The 16201-nt window shown below is 65.9% G+C and carries 17 protein-coding genes; 14 read left to right on the forward strand and 3 right to left on the reverse strand.

Annotated elements, in window-relative coordinates; all coding sequences use genetic code 11:
- Position 1 precedes the first annotated feature (1 nt).
- From N7640_RS23900 to hisC, 7 genes are all read left to right on the forward strand, one after another.
- Positions 2-646 carry an ABC transporter substrate-binding protein gene (locus tag N7640_RS23900; protein ID WP_279904747.1) on the forward strand — a complete coding sequence of 215 codons (645 nt, stop codon included), beginning with the start codon at positions 2-4 and terminating at the stop codon, positions 644-646.
- Positions 643-951 carry an STAS domain-containing protein gene (locus N7640_RS23905; protein ID WP_279904690.1) on the forward strand — a complete coding sequence of 103 codons (309 nt, stop codon included), beginning with the start codon at positions 643-645 and terminating at the stop codon, positions 949-951. The genes N7640_RS23900 and N7640_RS23905 overlap by 4 nt, the downstream gene beginning before the upstream one ends.
- A gap of 115 nt (positions 952-1066) precedes the next feature.
- Entirely contained in the window at positions 1067-1306 is a 240-nt protein-coding gene (locus N7640_RS23910) for a BolA family protein (protein WP_220813900.1), read from the forward strand.
- Between the two features lie 14 nt (positions 1307-1320).
- Complete coding sequence (gene murA / locus N7640_RS23915) at positions 1321-2586, forward strand: UDP-N-acetylglucosamine 1-carboxyvinyltransferase (protein ID WP_279904691.1); 1266 nt, start codon at positions 1321-1323, stop codon at positions 2584-2586.
- 12 nt (positions 2587-2598) lie between these two features.
- Positions 2599-3228, forward strand: coding sequence for an ATP phosphoribosyltransferase (hisG, locus tag N7640_RS23920; RefSeq protein ID WP_279904693.1), 630 nt, complete (start codon positions 2599-2601; stop codon positions 3226-3228).
- Between the two features lie 123 nt (positions 3229-3351).
- Complete coding sequence (gene hisD, locus N7640_RS23925) at positions 3352-4662, forward strand: histidinol dehydrogenase (protein ID WP_279904694.1); 1311 nt, start codon at positions 3352-3354, stop codon at positions 4660-4662.
- Between the two features lie 120 nt (positions 4663-4782).
- Positions 4783-5838, forward strand: coding sequence for a histidinol-phosphate transaminase (hisC, locus tag N7640_RS23930; protein ID WP_279904695.1), 1056 nt, complete (start codon positions 4783-4785; stop codon positions 5836-5838).
- Positions 5839-6088: 250 nt separating this feature from the next.
- On the opposite strand, the gene algW is transcribed toward hisC, so the two are convergent.
- Together algW and N7640_RS23940 are read right to left on the reverse strand one after the other, a co-directional pair.
- A complete protein-coding gene (algW, locus tag N7640_RS23935) occupies positions 6089-7252 on the reverse strand; it encodes a Do family serine endopeptidase AlgW (RefSeq protein WP_279904696.1) in 1164 nt (387 codons plus the stop codon).
- A gap of 200 nt (positions 7253-7452) precedes the next feature.
- Positions 7453-7953 (reverse strand): hypothetical protein, encoded by a 501-nt coding sequence (locus N7640_RS23940; RefSeq protein ID WP_279904698.1) that lies wholly within the window; start codon positions 7951-7953, stop codon positions 7453-7455.
- A gap of 79 nt (positions 7954-8032) precedes the next feature.
- Between N7640_RS23940 and N7640_RS23945 the strand changes: the two genes are divergently transcribed.
- The 4 genes from N7640_RS23945 (at position 8033) to cysN (ending at position 12188) form a co-directional block, all read left to right on the forward strand.
- A complete protein-coding gene (locus N7640_RS23945) occupies positions 8033-8389 on the forward strand; it encodes a helix-turn-helix transcriptional regulator (RefSeq protein WP_220813907.1) in 357 nt (118 codons plus the stop codon).
- Positions 8390-8447: 58 nt separating this feature from the next.
- Positions 8448-9206, forward strand: coding sequence for a Nif3-like dinuclear metal center hexameric protein (locus tag N7640_RS23950; protein WP_279904701.1), 759 nt, complete (start codon positions 8448-8450; stop codon positions 9204-9206).
- Between the two features lie 153 nt (positions 9207-9359).
- Positions 9360-10277 (forward strand): sulfate adenylyltransferase subunit CysD, encoded by a 918-nt coding sequence (gene cysD, locus N7640_RS23955; RefSeq protein WP_220813909.1) that lies wholly within the window; start codon positions 9360-9362, stop codon positions 10275-10277.
- A 12-nt stretch (positions 10278-10289) separates the two neighbouring features.
- A complete protein-coding gene (gene cysN / locus N7640_RS23960) occupies positions 10290-12188 on the forward strand; it encodes a sulfate adenylyltransferase subunit CysN (protein WP_279904702.1) in 1899 nt (632 codons plus the stop codon).
- A gap of 291 nt (positions 12189-12479) precedes the next feature.
- On the opposite strand, the gene N7640_RS23965 is transcribed toward cysN, so the two are convergent.
- Positions 12480-12914, reverse strand: coding sequence for a DUF1043 family protein (locus N7640_RS23965; protein ID WP_279904703.1), 435 nt, complete (start codon positions 12912-12914; stop codon positions 12480-12482).
- A gap of 132 nt (positions 12915-13046) precedes the next feature.
- On the opposite strand from N7640_RS23965, the gene N7640_RS23970 reads away from it, so the two are divergent.
- From N7640_RS23970 to zapE, 3 genes are all read left to right on the forward strand, one after another.
- Positions 13047-13679 carry an alpha/beta fold hydrolase gene (locus tag N7640_RS23970; protein ID WP_279904748.1) on the forward strand — a complete coding sequence of 211 codons (633 nt, stop codon included), beginning with the start codon at positions 13047-13049 and terminating at the stop codon, positions 13677-13679.
- 17 nt (positions 13680-13696) lie between these two features.
- Positions 13697-15040: a tryptophan--tRNA ligase gene (locus tag N7640_RS23975; protein WP_279904704.1), complete on the forward strand. Its 1344-nt coding sequence runs from the start codon at positions 13697-13699 to the stop codon at positions 15038-15040.
- 75 nt (positions 15041-15115) lie between these two features.
- Positions 15116-16201: cell division protein ZapE (zapE, locus tag N7640_RS23980; RefSeq protein WP_279906255.1), on the forward strand; the 1086-nt coding region annotated here is incomplete at its 3' end.

A 16201-nucleotide genomic window follows, 5' to 3' on the forward strand; every position in this document is an offset into this window, starting at 1 on the left:
CATGTTCAAAATCCTGCGTCGCGGCCTGCTGGTCCTGCTGGCAAGCCTGCCCCTGGTGGCCTTCGCCGCTCCCGGCGCCTTCGATGTGGTCAAGGGCACCACCGACGAGCTGCTCGGTGACCTGCAGGCCAACAAGGCGGCCTACAAGCAGAACCCGGAGAAGTTCTACGACAGCCTGGAGCGCATCCTCGGGCCGGTGGTGGACAGCGAGGGCATCTCCCGCAGCATCATGACCGTCAAGTATTCGCGCAAGGCGAGCGACGCGCAGATCAAGCGCTTCGAGGAGAACTTCAAGCGTGGCCTGATGCAGTTCTACGGCAACGCCCTGCTCGAATACGACAACCAGGACATCCGCGTGCTGCCGGCCAAGGCCGATGGTGACGAGCGCGCCAGCGTGGGCATGGAAGTGAAGGACGCCAAGGGCGCCGTCTACCCGGTGTCATACACCATGGTGCGGATCGACGGCCAGTGGATGCTGCGCAACGTGATCATCAACGGCATCAACGTTGGCAAGCTGTTCCGCGACCAGTTCGCCGACAGCATGCAGCGCAACGGCAACGACCTCGACAAGACCATCGACGGCTGGGGCGCCGTGGTGGCCAAAGCCAAGGAAAGCGCCGAAGGCCAGCAGGCGGGCGGTCAATGAGCGAAACCGCCATCCGCCAGGGCGCGGGCGGCGAGCTGCTGCTCTCCGGCGTGCTCGACTACCGCAGCGGCCCGGCCCTGCGTGAGCAGGGGCGCGAGCTGATCCGCTCGGCCCCGGCCGCCGAACTGGTGGTCGACTGCTCGTCGGTGGAGAAATCCAGCAGCGTCGGTCTGTCGCTGCTGCTGGCCTTCATGCGTGACGCCAAGGCGGCTGGCAAGAAGCTGAGCGTGCGCGGACTGCCGCAGGACATGCAGGGCATCGCCCGGGTATCCGGCCTGCACGAGCTGCTCGGCCTGCCGGCCTGACCCGCCAAGCAGCCCTCCGTCTGCCGGGCTTCGCAGGCGGGGGGCTTTTTTGTATGATTGCCGACCCGCGAGCCCAGGCCCGCCACCGAATCCTTTTGCGCCATCGAGGTCGAGCATGCAGGCCGTAGAAGTTAAGAACCTCCTGGAGGCCAAGCTGCCCAACACCCTCGTCGAGGTGGAAGGCGAAGGCTGCAACTTCCAGTTGAACCTGATCAGCGACGAGCTGGCCGCGCTCAGCCCGGTCAAGCGCCAGCAACAGATCTACGCCCATCTCAACGCATGGATCGCCGATGGCAGTATCCACGCCGTCACCATGAAATTCTTCAGCCAGGCCGCCTGGGCCGAGCGTTCTTGAGCCCCGAGACCCGAATGGACAAACTGATCATCACCGGCGGTATCCGCCTCGACGGCGAAATCCGCATTTCCGGCGCGAAAAACTCCGCGCTGCCGATTCTCGCCGCCACCCTGCTGGCCGACACCCCGGTCACCGTGTGCAACCTGCCGCACCTGCACGACATCACCACCATGATCGAGCTGTTCGGCCGCATGGGCGTGCAGCCGATCATCGACGAGAAGCTCAGCGTCGAAGTCGACGCCAGCAGCATCAAGACCCTGGTCGCGCCCTATGAGCTGGTGAAGACCATGCGCGCGTCGATCCTGGTGCTCGGCCCGATGGTCGCCCGCTTCGGCGAGGCCGAGGTGGCCCTGCCCGGTGGCTGCGCCATCGGTTCGCGTCCGGTCGACCTGCACATCCGCGGTCTCGAGGCCATGGGTGCCGAGATTCTCGTCGAAGGCGGCTACATCAAGGCCAAGGCTCCGGCCGGTGGCCTGCGCGGCGCGCACTTCTTCTTCGACATCGTCAGCGTGACCGGCACCGAGAACATCATGATGGCCGCCTCCCTGGCCAAGGGTCGCACCGTGCTGGAGAACGCCGCACGCGAACCGGAAGTGGTCGACCTGGCCAACTTCATCAACGCCATGGGCGGCAGGGTCAGTGGTGCCGGTACCGACACCATCGTCATCGACGGCGTGGACCGCCTGGGCGGCGGTCGCTACAGCGTCATGCCCGACCGCATCGAAACCGGCACCTACCTGGTGGCGGCCGCCGCCACCGGCGGTCGGGTCAAGCTGAAGGACACCGACCCGACCATCCTCGAGGCCGTGCTGGCCAAGCTGCAGGAAGCGGGCGCCGAGATCACCACCGGCAAGGACTGGATTGAGCTGGACATGAAGGGCAAGCGGCCGAAAGCCGTCAACGTGCGTACCGCGCCGTACCCGGCCTTCCCGACCGACATGCAGGCCCAGTTCATTTCCCTCAACGCCATCGCCGAGGGCACTGGCACCGTCATCGAGACCGTGTTCGAGAACCGCTTCATGCACGTCTACGAGATGAATCGCATGGGCGCGCAGATCCTGGTCGAGGGCAACACCGCCATCGTCACCGGCGTGCCGGCGCTCAAGGGCGCTCCGGTCATGGCCACCGACCTGCGTGCTTCCGCCAGCCTGGTGATCGCCGCGCTGGTGGCCGAGGGCGAAACCCTGATCGACCGCATCTACCACATCGATCGTGGTTATGAGTGCATCGAGGAAAAACTGCAGTTGCTCGGCGCCAAGATACGCCGCGTGCCGGGCTAGTAAGGGCATTTCATGCTGACCATCGCGCTGTCCAAGGGCCGCATTCTCGACGACACCCTGCCGCTGCTCGCCGCGGCAGGCATCGAGCCGACCGAGAATCCGGAAAAGAGCCGCAAGCTGATCATCCCCACCACCCAGGATGATGTGCAGCTGCTGATCGTGCGCGCCACCGACGTGCCGACCTACGTCGAGCACGGTGCCGCCGACCTCGGTGTGGCCGGCAAGGACGTGCTGATGGAGTACGGTGGCCAGGGCCTGTACGAGCCGCTGGATCTGCAGATCGCCAACTGCAAGCTGATGACCGCCGGCAAGGTCGGTGCGCCGGAGCCGAAAGGCCGCCTGCGCGTCGCCACCAAGTTCGTCAACGTGGCCAAGCGTTACTACGCCGAACAGGGCCGCCAGGTCGACGTGATCAAGCTGTACGGTTCCATGGAGCTGGCCCCGCTGGTTGGCCTGGCCGACAAAATCATCGACGTGGTCGACACCGGCAACACCCTGCGTGCCAACGGTCTGGAGCCCCAGGAGCTGATCGCCCACGTCAGCTCGCGCCTGATCGTCAACAAGGCCTCGATGAAGATGCAGCATGGCCGCATCCAGGCGCTGATCGAGACCCTGCGCGACGCGGTCGACCACCGAAGCTGATACCTCCAGTGCGGCTCTGCGCCGCACGCGCCTATCCGTGTCATAGCCAGAATTCTCAGGTGCCCGCACGGGGCGGCTGGTACTCTACGGGCGCCTGAGCAATAGCCAATCAAGAGGCCCGCTATGACCGCTCCTACCGCCATCCGCCGACTCAATGCCGCTGACCAGGACTTCACGCGACACCTGGATCATCTGCTGAGCTGGGAAAGCGTGTCGGACGACGCGGTCAATCAGCGCGTGCTGGACATCATCGCCGCTGTTCGCGCGCGCGGTGACGCCGCCCTGGTCGAGTTCACCGAGAAGTTCGATGGTCTGGAAGTCGCTTCCATGGCCGACCTGATCCTGCCGCGCGAGCGCCTGGAGCTGGCCCTGACCCGCATAAGTCCCGAGCAGCGTGCCGCCCTGGAGAAGGCCGCCGAGCGCGTGCGCCTCTACCACGAGCGGCAGAAGCAGGACTCCTGGACCTACACCGAGGCCGACGGCACGGTGCTGGGGCAGAAGGTCACCCCGCTGGACCGCGCCGGCCTGTACGTGCCGGGCGGCAAGGCATCGTACCCGTCTTCGGTGCTGATGAACGCGATTCCGGCCAAGGTCGCCGGCGTGCCGGAAGTGGTGATGGTGGTGCCGACCCCGCGTGGCGAGATCAACGAGATCGTCCTGGCCGCCGCCGCCATCGCCGGCGTCGACCGCGTGTTCACCATCGGTGGTGCCCAGGCCGTGGCCGCGCTGGCCTACGGCACCGAGAGCGTACCGCCGGTGGACAAGATCGTCGGCCCCGGCAACATCTATGTGGCCACCGCCAAGCGCCATGTGTTCGGCAAGGTCGGCATCGACATGATCGCTGGCCCGTCCGAGATCCTCGTAGTCTGCGACGGCCAGACCGACCCGGACTGGATCGCCATGGACCTATTCTCCCAGGCCGAGCACGACGAGGACGCCCAGTCCATCCTGGTCAGCCCCGATGCTGCCTTCCTCGACCGCGTGGCCGAGAGCATCGCCAGGCTGCTGCCGACCCTGGAGCGCGAGACCATCGCCCGCACCTCCATGGAGGGGCGCGGCGCGCTGATCCAGGTCGCCGACATGGCCCAGGCCATCGAAGTCGCCAACCGCATCGCGCCGGAGCACCTGGAACTGTCGGTGGAGAGCCCCGAGCAGTACCTGCCGCAAATCCGTCATGCCGGCGCCATCTTCATGGGACGCTACACGGCCGAGGCTCTGGGCGACTACTGCGCCGGCCCCAACCACGTGCTGCCGACTTCCGGCACCGCGCGCTTCTCCTCGCCGCTGGGCGTGTACGACTTCCAGAAGCGCTCGTCGATCATCCATTGCTCGGCCGATGGCGCGTCCGAGCTGGGCAAGGTCGCGTCCGTGCTGGCCCGTGGCGAGTCGCTGACTGCCCATGCGCGTAGCGCCGAGTACCGCATCAAACCGTAAGGCCAACCCGAACCTTGTGTAGGAGCGAGCTCTGCTCGCGAAGCTTTTAAGCGAGCCATTCGCGAGCAGAGCTTGCTCCTACGAAAAGCAACACGAACCAATTCGAGGAGAGAAGGGCAGATGAGCAAATTCTGGAGCCCCTTCGTCAAGGACCTGGTCCCCTACGTGCCGGGCGAGCAGCCGAAACTGACCAAACTGGTCAAGCTGAACACCAACGAGAACCCCTACGGCCCATCGCCCAAGGCGGTGGCTGCCATGCAGGCCGAGCTGGGCGACAGCCTGCGCCTGTACCCGGACCCGAACAGCGACCGCCTCAAGCAGGCGGTGGCCGACTACTACGGTGTGAGCACCGCCCAGGTATTCGTCGGCAACGGCTCCGATGAGGTGCTGGCGCACGCCTTCCACGGCCTGTTCCAGAACGGCCGGCCGCTGCTGTTCCCCGACGTGACCTACAGCTTCTACCCGGTCTACTGCGGCCTGTACGGTATTCCCTATGAGGCGCTGGCGCTGGACGAGCAGTTCCAGATTCGCGTCGAGGATTACGCGCGGCCCAACGGCGGCATCATCTTCCCCAACCCCAACGCGCCGACCGGCTGCCTGCTGCCGCTGGAGGCCGTCGAGCGGATGCTCCAGTCCAGCCCGGACAGCGTGGTGGTGGTGGATGAGGCGTACATCGACTTCGGCGGCGAGACGGCGATCAAGCTGGTGGGCCGCTACCCGAACCTGCTGGTGACCCAGACCCTGTCCAAGTCGCGTTCCCTGGCGGGCCTGCGGGTCGGCATCGCGGTCGGCCACCCGGACCTGATCGAGGCGCTGGAGCGGGTGAAGAACAGCTTCAACTCCTACCCGCTGGATCGCATGGCCATCGTCGGCGCGGCGGCGGCCTTCGAGGACGAGGCCTACTTCCGCGAGACCTGCCAGAAGGTGATCGACAGCCGCGAGCAGCTGGTCGCCTCGCTCGCCGGACTGGGCTTCGAGGTGCTGCCGTCGGCGGCCAACTTCGTCTTCGCCCGCCACCCGCAGAAGGATGCCGGCGAGCTGGCCGCGGCGCTGCGCGAGCACGGCGTGATCGTGCGCCACTTCAAGCAGCAGCGTATTGCCCAGTTCCTGCGCATCACCATCGGCAACCCGGAGCAGAACCAGGCGCTGCTGGATGCGCTGGGGCAGATTCTGTAACGACCGCTGCAACGAAAAAGGCGCCCCGCGGGGCGCCTTTTTTCATGGCCATGCACACGTTGTTACGTGTTGCGCGGGCAAGCCCCTCTGTCTGAACACTGCAGTTGCCTGTCCTTGGATCCCCGCCTTCGCGGGGATGACGAGGTAGGGGGAATCTTCCGAAACCGTCATCCCCGCGCAGGCGGGGATCCAGAAGGGGTCAGGGCACTACAACAACTAACGAGGACATAGCCTTTTTCATGGCCGCTTCTCAGGGTTGTTGCGGCTGCTGCACCTCGGCCGAGGCCGGCGGGCGCACGCCGATCTCGGCGGTCAGCTTCAGGGTTTCGCCGCCGCGCAGCACCTCGATATTCACCTTCTCGCCGGGCTGGGTGCGCGCCACCTGGTTCATCGAGCGGCGACCGTCTACCGCCGCCTCGTCGCCGATCTTGAGGATCAGGTCGCCCGGCTGCAGGCCGGCCTTCTGTGCCGGACCGCCGCGGTAGATGCCGGCGACCAGGATGCCGGCGCGCCCCTGCAGGCCGAAGGATTCGGCCAGCTCCGGGGTCAGCGGTTGTACCTCGATGCCCAGCCAGCCGCGGATCACCTGGCCCTGCTCGATGATCGCCTTCATCACGTCGCGGGCCAGCTTGACCGGGATGGCGAAGCCGATGCCCTGGGAGCCGCCGGACTTGGAGAAGATCGCGGTGTTGATGCCGATCAGGTTGCCGTGGGCGTCCACCAGCGCGCCGCCGGAGTTGCCGGGGTTGATCGCCGCGTCGGTCTGGATGAAGTCCTCGTAGGTGTTGAGGCCCAGCTGGTTGCGTCCGGTGGCGCTGATGATGCCCATGGTCACGGTCTGGCCGACGCCGAAGGGGTTGCCGATGGCCAGGGTGACGTCGCCGATCTGGATCTGGTCGGAGCGGCCGAGGGTGATGGCCGGCAGGTTCTTCAGGTCGATCTTGAGCACCGCCAGGTCGGTCTCGGGGTCGCTGCCGATCAGGCGGGCCAGGGTCTCGCGGCCGTCCTTGAGCGCCACCACGATCTGGTCCGCATCCGCCACCACGTGGTTGTTGGTCAGCAGGTAGCCTTCCGGGCTCATGATCACGGCCGAGCCCAGGCTCGACTCCATGCGCCGCTGGCGGGGCAGGTTGTCGCCGAAGAAACGGCGGAACACCGGGTCGTCCAGCAGCGGATGGCTGGACTTGCTGACCATCTTGGTGGTGTACAGGTTGGCCACGGAGGGCGCCGCGCGGCTCACCGCGTCGGCATAGGAGACCGGGCCTTCCTGGGCGATGCCGTAGCGCGGCGCCTGCTGCAGATGCACCTCGTTGCCGGGCATGCCGACCCACTGCGGGTAGCGCTGGATCAGCAGCAACGCCAGCAACAGGCCGGCCACGAGAGGCCAGCCGAGAAAACGCAATGCCTTGAGCATCGGAAGAAAGGTCCTGTTGGAAGAGGCCGCCGCGGTTGCGGGCATTGTCCTGCGAGTGGGGCGCAGGCGTGCCCGGGCGGGCCTGATAGCGACGGCATTATAAGGGGGCTTTCGGCAAATACGAGGGGGCAGCCGCACTCTCCGACCAAGTCTCGGGTGCGCTGGAGCGGGGCGGGGAAAGCCCGTCGAAGGGCGTAGGGTCAGATGTCGATCACGGCCCTGGGATTCCTGATGCGAACCCGTTCGGCGAGCAGTTCGGCCAGGCTGCGGTCGTCCAGGCCGGCGGGCATGCGGTAGTGCTGCAGGGCGATGGCATGGCCGCTGTGCCCGCCTTTCAGCCGGAGCTGCCGGTCGTGCGCGCCATAGCGGCGATAGAGCACGAGGGCGATGTCATGGTAGGCGAGCGACTGGCCGGGCCAGGCGATGCCGTCCGCGTCGATGCGGATGACTTCCCGTCGCAGGCGCCGCTCGGCCAGGGGATACCAGAGCAGCCCGGCCAGGGCATAGAGCAGCAGCGCAATGGCGCACATTGCCAGCCAGCCATTGTCCAACCACAGGAGCGCACCGCCGAGCAGGCCCGCGACGAAGCTCCTCGCCATGCTGCGGGCGATTATTCCGGGCGGTACCTGCGACGGCTCGAGGATGATCGGTGGCATGGCCTTCCAGTTCAGCGGGGAAAGGCCGGAGTATCGTTCTTCCATATATTGTTAGTCAATTTCAGCCATACGACACCGATCAGGCCGCTCCCTACACTCTGCGCATCAATGAGAAGAGTAGGTCATGAGCGCTTTCGGCAGAACCTTGCGTAGAGCCCGCCTTGCGGCCGGCCTGACCCAGGAGCAACTGGGCTTCGAGGTCGGCGTGACCAAGGCCTCGGTCTCCGCGTGGGAGAACAGCCGCGAAACGCCGAGCTTCGCCGTGCTGCTGCTCCTGCGCCAGGTGCTGAAGATATCCCTGGACGTGCTGGTCGATGGCTGGCCCGAAGAGGCGCCCAACCTGCAGGAAGACACTTCCAACTACCTGGCCGACCCGCGGCGCATCCGCAGCGAGCGGGAATTCGACCTGCTGCAGCGCTTCCGCACCATGAGCGGCCGCCGGCAGGAGGCCTTTCTCGAGATCATGCGGCCTTCCGAGTAGACTCCCGCTGCCAGGCTGCGCCCTCGCGCAGCCGGACCGTTATAGAGAGGAGACGACCTTGGCCATTGCCCTGACCACCCTGGTGGAGGAAGCCGACCGTTTCCTCGGCGCCGCGCGTATCAGCGACTACTGCCCCAACGGCCTGCAGGTCGAGGGCAGGCCGCAGGTGCGCCGTATCGTCAGTGGCGTCACCGCCAGCCAGGCATTGCTGGATGCGGCGGTGGAGGCGGAGGCCGATGTGGTGCTGGTCCACCATGGCTATTTCTGGAAGGGCGAGAACGCCTGCATCACCGGCATGAAGCGCCGCCGCCTGCAGACCCTGCTCGGCAACGACATCAGCCTGCTCGCCTACCACCTGCCGCTGGACCTGCATCCCGAGGTCGGCAACAACGTGCAACTGGCCCGCCAGCTCGACATTACCGTGGAAGGCCCGCTCGATCCGGACAATCCCAGGGTGGTCGGTCTGCTCGGCTCGCTGGCCGAACCGCTGTCGCCGCGCGACTTCGCCCGCCGTGTGCAGGACGTGCTGGGGCGCGAGCCGCTGCTGGTGGAAGGGCCGGGCATGGTGCGCCGCATCGGCTGGTGCACCGGCGGCGGCCAGGGCTACATCGACGATGCCATTGCCGCCGGGGTCGACCTGTTCCTCACCGGCGAGGCCTCGGAGCAGACCTTCCACAGCGCCCGGGAGAACGGCATCAGCTTCGTCGCCGCCGGCCACCACGCCACCGAGCGCTACGGTGTGCAGGCGCTGGGCGATCATCTGGCGCGGCGCTTCGCCCTCGAGCACCTGTTCATCGACTGTCCGAATCCGGTTTGAAAGGCTGCCTGGCCTCGCTGGAAAGTCCCTGATTTTCGGGCATAAAACTAGATCGTTTAGTTCTAAGTGGGCGCCTGAATAGAAGAGGGCGCTGTGCTAGAGTGCGCGCTCGTCCACGGCCCGCCGGCCGTCCATCCCAGACCGTGATAAGCCATGCTCGACAAACTGACGCACCTGAAACAGCTCGAGGCGGAAAGCATCCACATCATTCGTGAGGTGGCCGCCGAGTTCGACAACCCGGTGATGCTGTACTCCATCGGCAAAGATTCCGCGGTTATGCTGCACCTGGCCCGCAAGGCCTTCTTCCCTGGCAAGCTGCCGTTCCCGGTGATGCATGTCGACACCCGCTGGAAGTTCCAGGAGATGTACAGCTTCCGCGACAAGATGGTCGCGGAGATGGGGCTGGACCTGATCACCCACGTCAACCCGGACGGCGTCGCCCAGGGCATCAACCCCTTCACCCACGGCAGCGCCAAGCACACCGACATCATGAAGACCGAGGGCCTCAAGCAGGCGCTCGACAAGTACGGCTTCGACGCAGCCTTCGGTGGCGCCCGCCGCGACGAGGAGAAGTCCCGCGCCAAGGAGCGCGTGTACTCGTTCCGCGACAGCAAGCACCGCTGGGACCCGAAGAACCAGCGCCCCGAGCTGTGGAACGTGTACAACGGCAAGGTCAAGAAGGGCGAGTCGATCCGCGTGTTCCCGCTCTCCAACTGGACCGAGCTGGACATCTGGCAGTACATCTATCTGGAGCAGATTCCGATCGTTCCGCTGTACTTCGCCGCCGAACGCGACGTGATCGAGAAGAACGGCACCCTGATCATGATCGACGACGAGCGCATCCTCGAACACCTGTCGGACGAGGAGAAGGCCCGCATCCAGAAGAAGATGGTGCGTTTCCGCACCCTCGGCTGCTACCCGCTGACCGGCGCAGTGGAGTCGGAGGCGACCAGCCTGACCGACATCATCCAGGAAATGCTCCTGACCCGTACTTCCGAACGCCAGGGCCGTGTGATCGATCACGACGGCGCCGGTTCGATGGAAGAGAAGAAACGTCAGGGCTATTTCTAAGGATTCCGCACCATGAGTCATCAATCCGATCTGATCAGCCAGGACATCGTTGCGTACCTGGCCCAGCACGAGCGCAAGGAACTGCTGCGCTTCCTCACCTGCGGCAACGTCGACGACGGCAAGAGCACCCTGATCGGGCGCCTGCTGCACGACTCCAAGATGATCTACGAAGACCATCTGGAAGCCATCACCAAGGACTCCAAGAAGGTCGGCACCACGGGCGACGAGGTCGACCTGGCGCTGCTGGTGGACGGCCTGCAGGCCGAGCGCGAGCAGGGCATCACCATCGACGTGGCCTACCGCTACTTCAGCACCGCCAAGCGCAAGTTCATCATCGCCGACACCCCCGGCCATGAGCAGTACACCCGCAACATGGCCACCGGCGCCTCCACCTGCGACCTGGCCATCATCCTGATCGACGCCCGCTACGGCGTGCAGACCCAGACCCGGCGCCACAGCTTTATCGCCTCCTTGCTCGGGATCAAGCACATCGTCGTCGCCATCAATAAGATGGACCTCAAGGGCTTCGACCAGGGCGTGTTCGAGCAGATCAAGGCCGACTACCTGCAGTTCGCCGAGAAGATCAACCTGAAGACCAGTTCGCTGCACTTCGTGCCGATGTCGGCGCTGAAGGGCGACAACGTGGTCAACAAGTCCGAGCGCTCGCCCTGGTACCAGGGCCAGTCGCTGATGGAAATCCTCGAGACCGTCGAGGTTTCCGGCGACCGCAACCTCAACGACATGCGCTTCCCGGTGCAGTACGTCAATCGCCCGAACCTGAACTTCCGCGGCTTCGCCGGTACCCTGGCCAGCGGCATCGTGCGCAAGGGCGACGAAGTGGTCGCGCTGCCGTCCGGCAAGGGCAGCAAGGTCAAGTCCATCGTCACCTACGAAGGTGAGCTGGAGCAGGCTGGCCCGGGCCAGGCCATCACCCTGACCCTGGAAGACGAGATCGACGTGTCGCGTGGCGACATGCTCGTGCATGCCGACAACCTTCCGCTGGTCGCCGATGGCTTCGAGGCGATGCTGGTGTGGATGGCCGAGGAGCCGATGCTCCCCGGCAAGAAGTACGACATCAAGCGCGCCACCAGCTACGTGCCGGGCTCGATCCCCAGCATCAGCCACAAGGTCGATGTGAACACGCTGGAGGAGACCGCCGCGAGCAGCCTGCAGCTGAACGAGATCGCCCGGGTCAAGGTCGCCCTCGACGCGCCCATCGCCCTCGACGGCTACGGACAGAACCGCACCACCGGTGCCTTCATCGTCATCGACCGCCTGACCAACGGCACCGTCGGCGCCGGCATGATCATCGCCGCGCCGCAGGCTGGCCAGGGCGGCGGCCACCACGGCAAGCTGGCCCACGTCTCCACCGAAGAGCGCGCCGCGCGCTTCGGCCAGCAACCGGCCACCGTGCTGTTCAGCGGCCTGTCCGGCGCCGGCAAGAGCACCCTGGCCTATGCCGTGGAGCGCAAGCTATTCGACATGGGCCGTGCGGTCTACGTCCTCGACGGCCAGAACCTGCGCCACGACCTGAACAAGGGCCTGCCGCAGGATCGCGCCGGGCGCACCGAGAACTGGCGCCGCGCCGCCCATGTCGCCCGCCAGTTCAACGAGGCCGGCCTGCTGACCCTGGCCGCCTTCGTCGCCCCGGATGCTGAAGGCCGCGAGCAGGCCAGGGCGCTGATCGGCGAGGATCGCCTGATCACTGTGTACGTCCAGGCTTCGCCGGCGGCGTGCCGCGAGCGCGACCCGCAGGGGCTGTACGCCGCCGCTGGCGACAACATCCCGGGCGAGTCCTTCCCCTACGACGTGCCGCTGAACGCCGATCTGGTGATCGACACCCAGTCGGTCTCGGTGGAAGAGGGCGTCAGGCAGGTGCTGGATCTACTGCGTTCGCGCGGGGCGATCTGAGCCCCATACGAAAAGCCCCGCACCAGGCGGGGCTTTTCCGTAGGGTGCGCCGTGTGCACCGGTATTCCGCTCGCAGTGCGTGTAGCGCACCCTTTACCAACATCCAATAAAAAGCCCCGCACTGGCGGGGCTTTTTATTGGCTATGTACACGCTAGTTGTTGCACAGCTTGTGGGAGCGGATTTATCCGCGAATTTCGTGACCAATCGGAATGCCGCCCAGCCGTTCCCACAAGAGCAGAGTTGCGTCACCAACACGTAACGGGGGCATAGCCTTTTTTATTGAGCTGGATTCAGCGCTTGAGGCCGAAGGTTTCGTCCAGGGTGCCGGGGCTGTCCGGGTCCTTGGTCGCGTAGTCCTTGGGCGCTTCGGTGCTTTTCGGCGGGGTCAGGCGTTCGCGCGAGGCCTTGTTTTCCTCGGTGCTCAGGGCGGCCAGCAGGCGCTGGCGGGTCAGTTCGTCGGCGGCCAGGCGGCTGGCGCCGAGGGACAGGTGCTCCTGCACGTCCTGGTAGCTCTGGGTGAGCTTCTTCACCAGGCTGGCGGTGGTGTTGAAATGGGTGACCACTTCGCTCTGGTAGCTGTCGAAGCGCTGCTGCAGTTCGTCCAGCTGGCGCTGGGTGCGGCCGGGTGCGGTGTTGGGCAGCAGGCGCGCCGCCAGGAAGCCGACAGCGACGCCGACCAGCAGGGCGATGGCGGGCAGCAGCCAGGGGGTGAGCGATTGTTCCACGAGTCCTTCCTCTGAAAGCGGCTTTGCTTTACGGTAGCGGCTCTCGCCGACACTGTATACCGCGGCAAAGCCCTGTTGTGCGATGTGCCTAACCAAGACGTGTCGACCCTGCCCGGGGTCACGGAGTTCCTGCTGTTGATCCGCGAAAACCCTCTGCAGCTCGACGGTCCCTGCGGCCCGCTCGAGGCCCTGTTCTGTGAAGTGCCGGACGCCCGCGGCGTCGCCCTGATCTGCCATCCCAATCCGGTCCAGGGCGGCACCATGCTCAACAAGGTGGTCTCCACCCTGCAGCGCGCGGTGCGCGACATGGGCCATCACACCCTGCGCTTCAACTACCGCGGCGTCGGCGCCAGCGCCGGCAGCCACGACATGGGCACGGGCGAGGTGGATGACGCCGAGGCGGTCGCGCACTGGCTGCGCGAGCAGTACCCGCAGCTGCCATTGACACTGCTCGGGTTCTCCTTCGGCGGCTTCGTCGCCGGTGCCCTGGCCGGCCGCCTGGAGGACCAGGGCGTGGTGATTCCCCGCCTGTTCATGGTCGCCCCCGCCGTGCACCGCCTGCAGGCGCCCGAGCATTTGCCCCGGAGTGGCGCGCTGGTCGTGATCCAGCCGGAGCAGGACGAGGTGGTCGAGCCCGAGTCCGTCTACGCCTGGTCGGCGGACCTTCCCCGTGCCCATGAGCTGCTGAAGGTGGCAGAATGCGGCCACTTTTTTCATGGCAAGTTGCCCGAACTGAAAGAGCTCGTGCAGCCGCGCCTCCAATAAGTCGAAGCGAATTCCAGATGACCACCCGAATCCTCACCGGCATCACCACCACCGGCACCCCGCACCTGGGTAACTACGCCGGCGCCATCCGCCCGGCCATCGTCGCCAGCCGCGCAGCCGACGCCGACTCCTTCTATTTCCTCGCCGACTACCACGCGCTGATCAAGTGCGACGAGCCGGCGCGCATCCAGCGTTCGCGCCTGGAGATTGCCGCCACTTGGCTGGCCTGCGGTCTGGACGTGAACAAGGCGACCTTCTATCGCCAGTCCGACATCCCTGAGATTCCCGAGCTGTGCTGGCTGCTCACCTGCGTCGCCGGCAAGGGCCTGCTCAACCGCGCCCACGCCTACAAGGCCTCGGTGGACAAGAACGTCGAACAGGGCGAAGACCCGGATGCCGGAGTGACCATGGGCCTGTTCAGCTACCCGGTGCTGATGGCGGCGGACATCCTGATGTTCAACGCGCACAAGGTGCCGGTCGGCCGCGACCAGATCCAGCATGTGGAGATGGCCCGTGACATCGGCCAGCGCTTCAACCACCTGTTCGGCGCCGGCAAGGAGCTGTTCACCCTGCCCGAGGCGGTGATCGAGGAAGAAGTGGCGACCCTGCCCGGCCTCGACGGCCGCAAGATGAGCAAGAGCTACGACAACACCATCCCGCTGTTCGGCAGCGCCAAGCAGCTGAAGGAGGCGATCGCCCGCATCGTCACCGACTCCAGGCTGCCGGGCGAGCCCAAGGATGCCGACGGCTCGCACCTGTTCACCCTCTACCAGGCCTTCGCCACCCAGGCCCAGCAGGCCGAGTTCCGCGCCGAACTGGAAGGCGGCCTGGCCTGGGGCGAGGCGAAGAACCGCCTGTTCCAGCTGCTCGACGCCGAGCTGGGCGAGGCCCGCGAGCGTTACCACGCGCTGATCGCCAAGCCGGCCGACCTGGAGGACATTCTCCTGGCCGGCGCCGCCAAGGCGCGCCGGATCGCCACGCCGTTCCTCGGCGAGCTGCGCGAGGCGGTGGGCCTGCGCTCGTTCCGCGAGCAGGTGCAGGTGGCAGGCGAGAAGAAGAAGGCGACCAAGAGCGCGCGCTTCGTCAGCTTCCGCGACGACGACGGCAGTTTCCGCTTCCGCCTGCTGGACGCCGCCGGCGAGCAGCTGCTGTTGTCCAGGTCGTTCGCCGACGGCAAGGCGGCGGGCCAGGCCAGCAAGCGCCTGCAGTCCGGCGAGGCGCTGGATGTGCGCGCCCAGGGCGAGATCTTCTCCGTGTGGCTGGACGACGAGCCGGTCGGCGAGAGTCCGGCCTTCGCCGATGCTACTGCGCTGGATGACGCCATCGTCCGCCTGCGCGAGGCGCTCGCCCCGCAGGAGTGAGGCCACGGCGTGATTGCCAAGCAACGGGGCCGTCGCTAAAGTGACCGCCCCGTTTTTGTTACCGAAGTTCCCAGCATGACTCCTCTTGAGCGTTATCAGGCCGATCTGAAGCGGCCGGACTTCTTTCACGACGCCGCGCAGGAAAACGCCGTGCGCCACCTGCAGCGCCTGTACGACGATCTCGTGGCGGACTCGCAGGCGTCCTCCGGGCTGCTCGGCAAGCTGTTCGGCAAGAAGCGCCAGGGACCGGTCAAGGGCATCTACTTCTGGGGCGGTGTCGGCCGCGGCAAGACCTATCTGGTCGACACCTTCTTCGATGCGCTGCCCTTCGAACAGAAGATGCGCACCCACTTCCACCGCTTCATGAAGCGCGTGCACGAGGAGATGAAGACCCTCAAGGGCGAGCGCAACCCGCTGACCATCATCGGCAAGCGTTTCGCCGACGAGGCGCGGGTGATCTGCTTCGACGAGTTCTTCGTCTCCGACATCACCGACGCGATGATCCTCGCCACCCTGCTGGAAGAGCTGTTCAAGAATGGCGTGAGCCTGGTGGCCACCTCCAACATCGTGCCGGACGGCCTGTACAAGGACGGCCTGCAGCGCTCGCGCTTCCTGCCGGCCATCGCCCTGGTCAAGGAATACACCGAGGTGGTCAACGTCGACAGCGGCGTGGACTACCGCCTGCGTGCCCTGGAGCAGGCCGAACTGTTCCACTGGCCGCTGGATGCCGAGGCCGAGACCAGTCTCAAGCAGAGCTTCCAGAGCCTGCTGCCGGATTGCACCCACGCGATGGAGAACGAGGCGCTGATCATCGAGAACCGCGCCATCAATGCCGTGCGCGTCTGTGAGGACGTGGCCTGGTTCGAGTTCCGCGAGCTGTGCGACGGCCCGCGCAGCCAGAACGACTACATCGAGCTGGGCAAGATCTTCCATGCGGTGATCCTGGCCAACGTCGAGCAGATGGGCGTGGCCAAGGACGACATGGCGCGGCGTTTCATCAACCTGGTGGACGAGTTCTACGACCGCAACGTCAAGCTGATCATCTCGGCCGAGGTGGAGCTGAAGGACCTGTACAGCGGTGGGCGCCTGAACTTCGAGTTCCAGCGCACCCTCAGCCGCCTGCTGGAGATGCAATCGCACGAGTTCCTGTCGCGCCCGCAC

It is taken from the genome of Pseudomonas sp. GD04015 (assembly GCF_029837675.1).
Lineage (GTDB): Bacteria > Pseudomonadota > Gammaproteobacteria > Pseudomonadales > Pseudomonadaceae > Aquipseudomonas > Aquipseudomonas paralcaligenes.

Bases quoted from the DNA above. Each gene is read 5' to 3' on its own strand.
- N7640_RS23900 (WP_279904747.1), top strand. From the start codon at position 2: ATGTTCAAAATCCTGCGTCGCGGCCTGCTGGTCCTGCTGGCAAGCCTG.
- N7640_RS23905 (WP_279904690.1), top strand. From the start codon at position 643: ATGAGCGAAACCGCCATCCGCCAGGGCGCGGGCGGCGAGCTGCTGCTC.
- N7640_RS23910 (WP_220813900.1), top strand. From the start codon at position 1,067: ATGCAGGCCGTAGAAGTTAAGAACCTCCTGGAGGCCAAGCTGCCCAAC.
- murA (WP_279904691.1), top strand. From the start codon at position 1,321: ATGGACAAACTGATCATCACCGGCGGTATCCGCCTCGACGGCGAAATC.
- hisG (WP_279904693.1), top strand. From the start codon at position 2,599: ATGCTGACCATCGCGCTGTCCAAGGGCCGCATTCTCGACGACACCCTG.
- hisD (WP_279904694.1), top strand. From the start codon at position 3,352: ATGACCGCTCCTACCGCCATCCGCCGACTCAATGCCGCTGACCAGGAC.
- hisC (WP_279904695.1), top strand. From the start codon at position 4,783: ATGAGCAAATTCTGGAGCCCCTTCGTCAAGGACCTGGTCCCCTACGTG.
- algW (WP_279904696.1), bottom strand. From the start codon at position 7,252: ATGCTCAAGGCATTGCGTTTTCTCGGCTGGCCTCTCGTGGCCGGCCTG.
- N7640_RS23940 (WP_279904698.1), bottom strand. From the start codon at position 7,953: ATGGAAGAACGATACTCCGGCCTTTCCCCGCTGAACTGGAAGGCCATG.
- N7640_RS23945 (WP_220813907.1), top strand. From the start codon at position 8,033: ATGAGCGCTTTCGGCAGAACCTTGCGTAGAGCCCGCCTTGCGGCCGGC.
- cysD (WP_220813909.1), top strand. From the start codon at position 9,360: ATGCTCGACAAACTGACGCACCTGAAACAGCTCGAGGCGGAAAGCATC.
- cysN (WP_279904702.1), top strand. From the start codon at position 10,290: ATGAGTCATCAATCCGATCTGATCAGCCAGGACATCGTTGCGTACCTG.
- N7640_RS23975 (WP_279904704.1), top strand. From the start codon at position 13,697: ATGACCACCCGAATCCTCACCGGCATCACCACCACCGGCACCCCGCAC.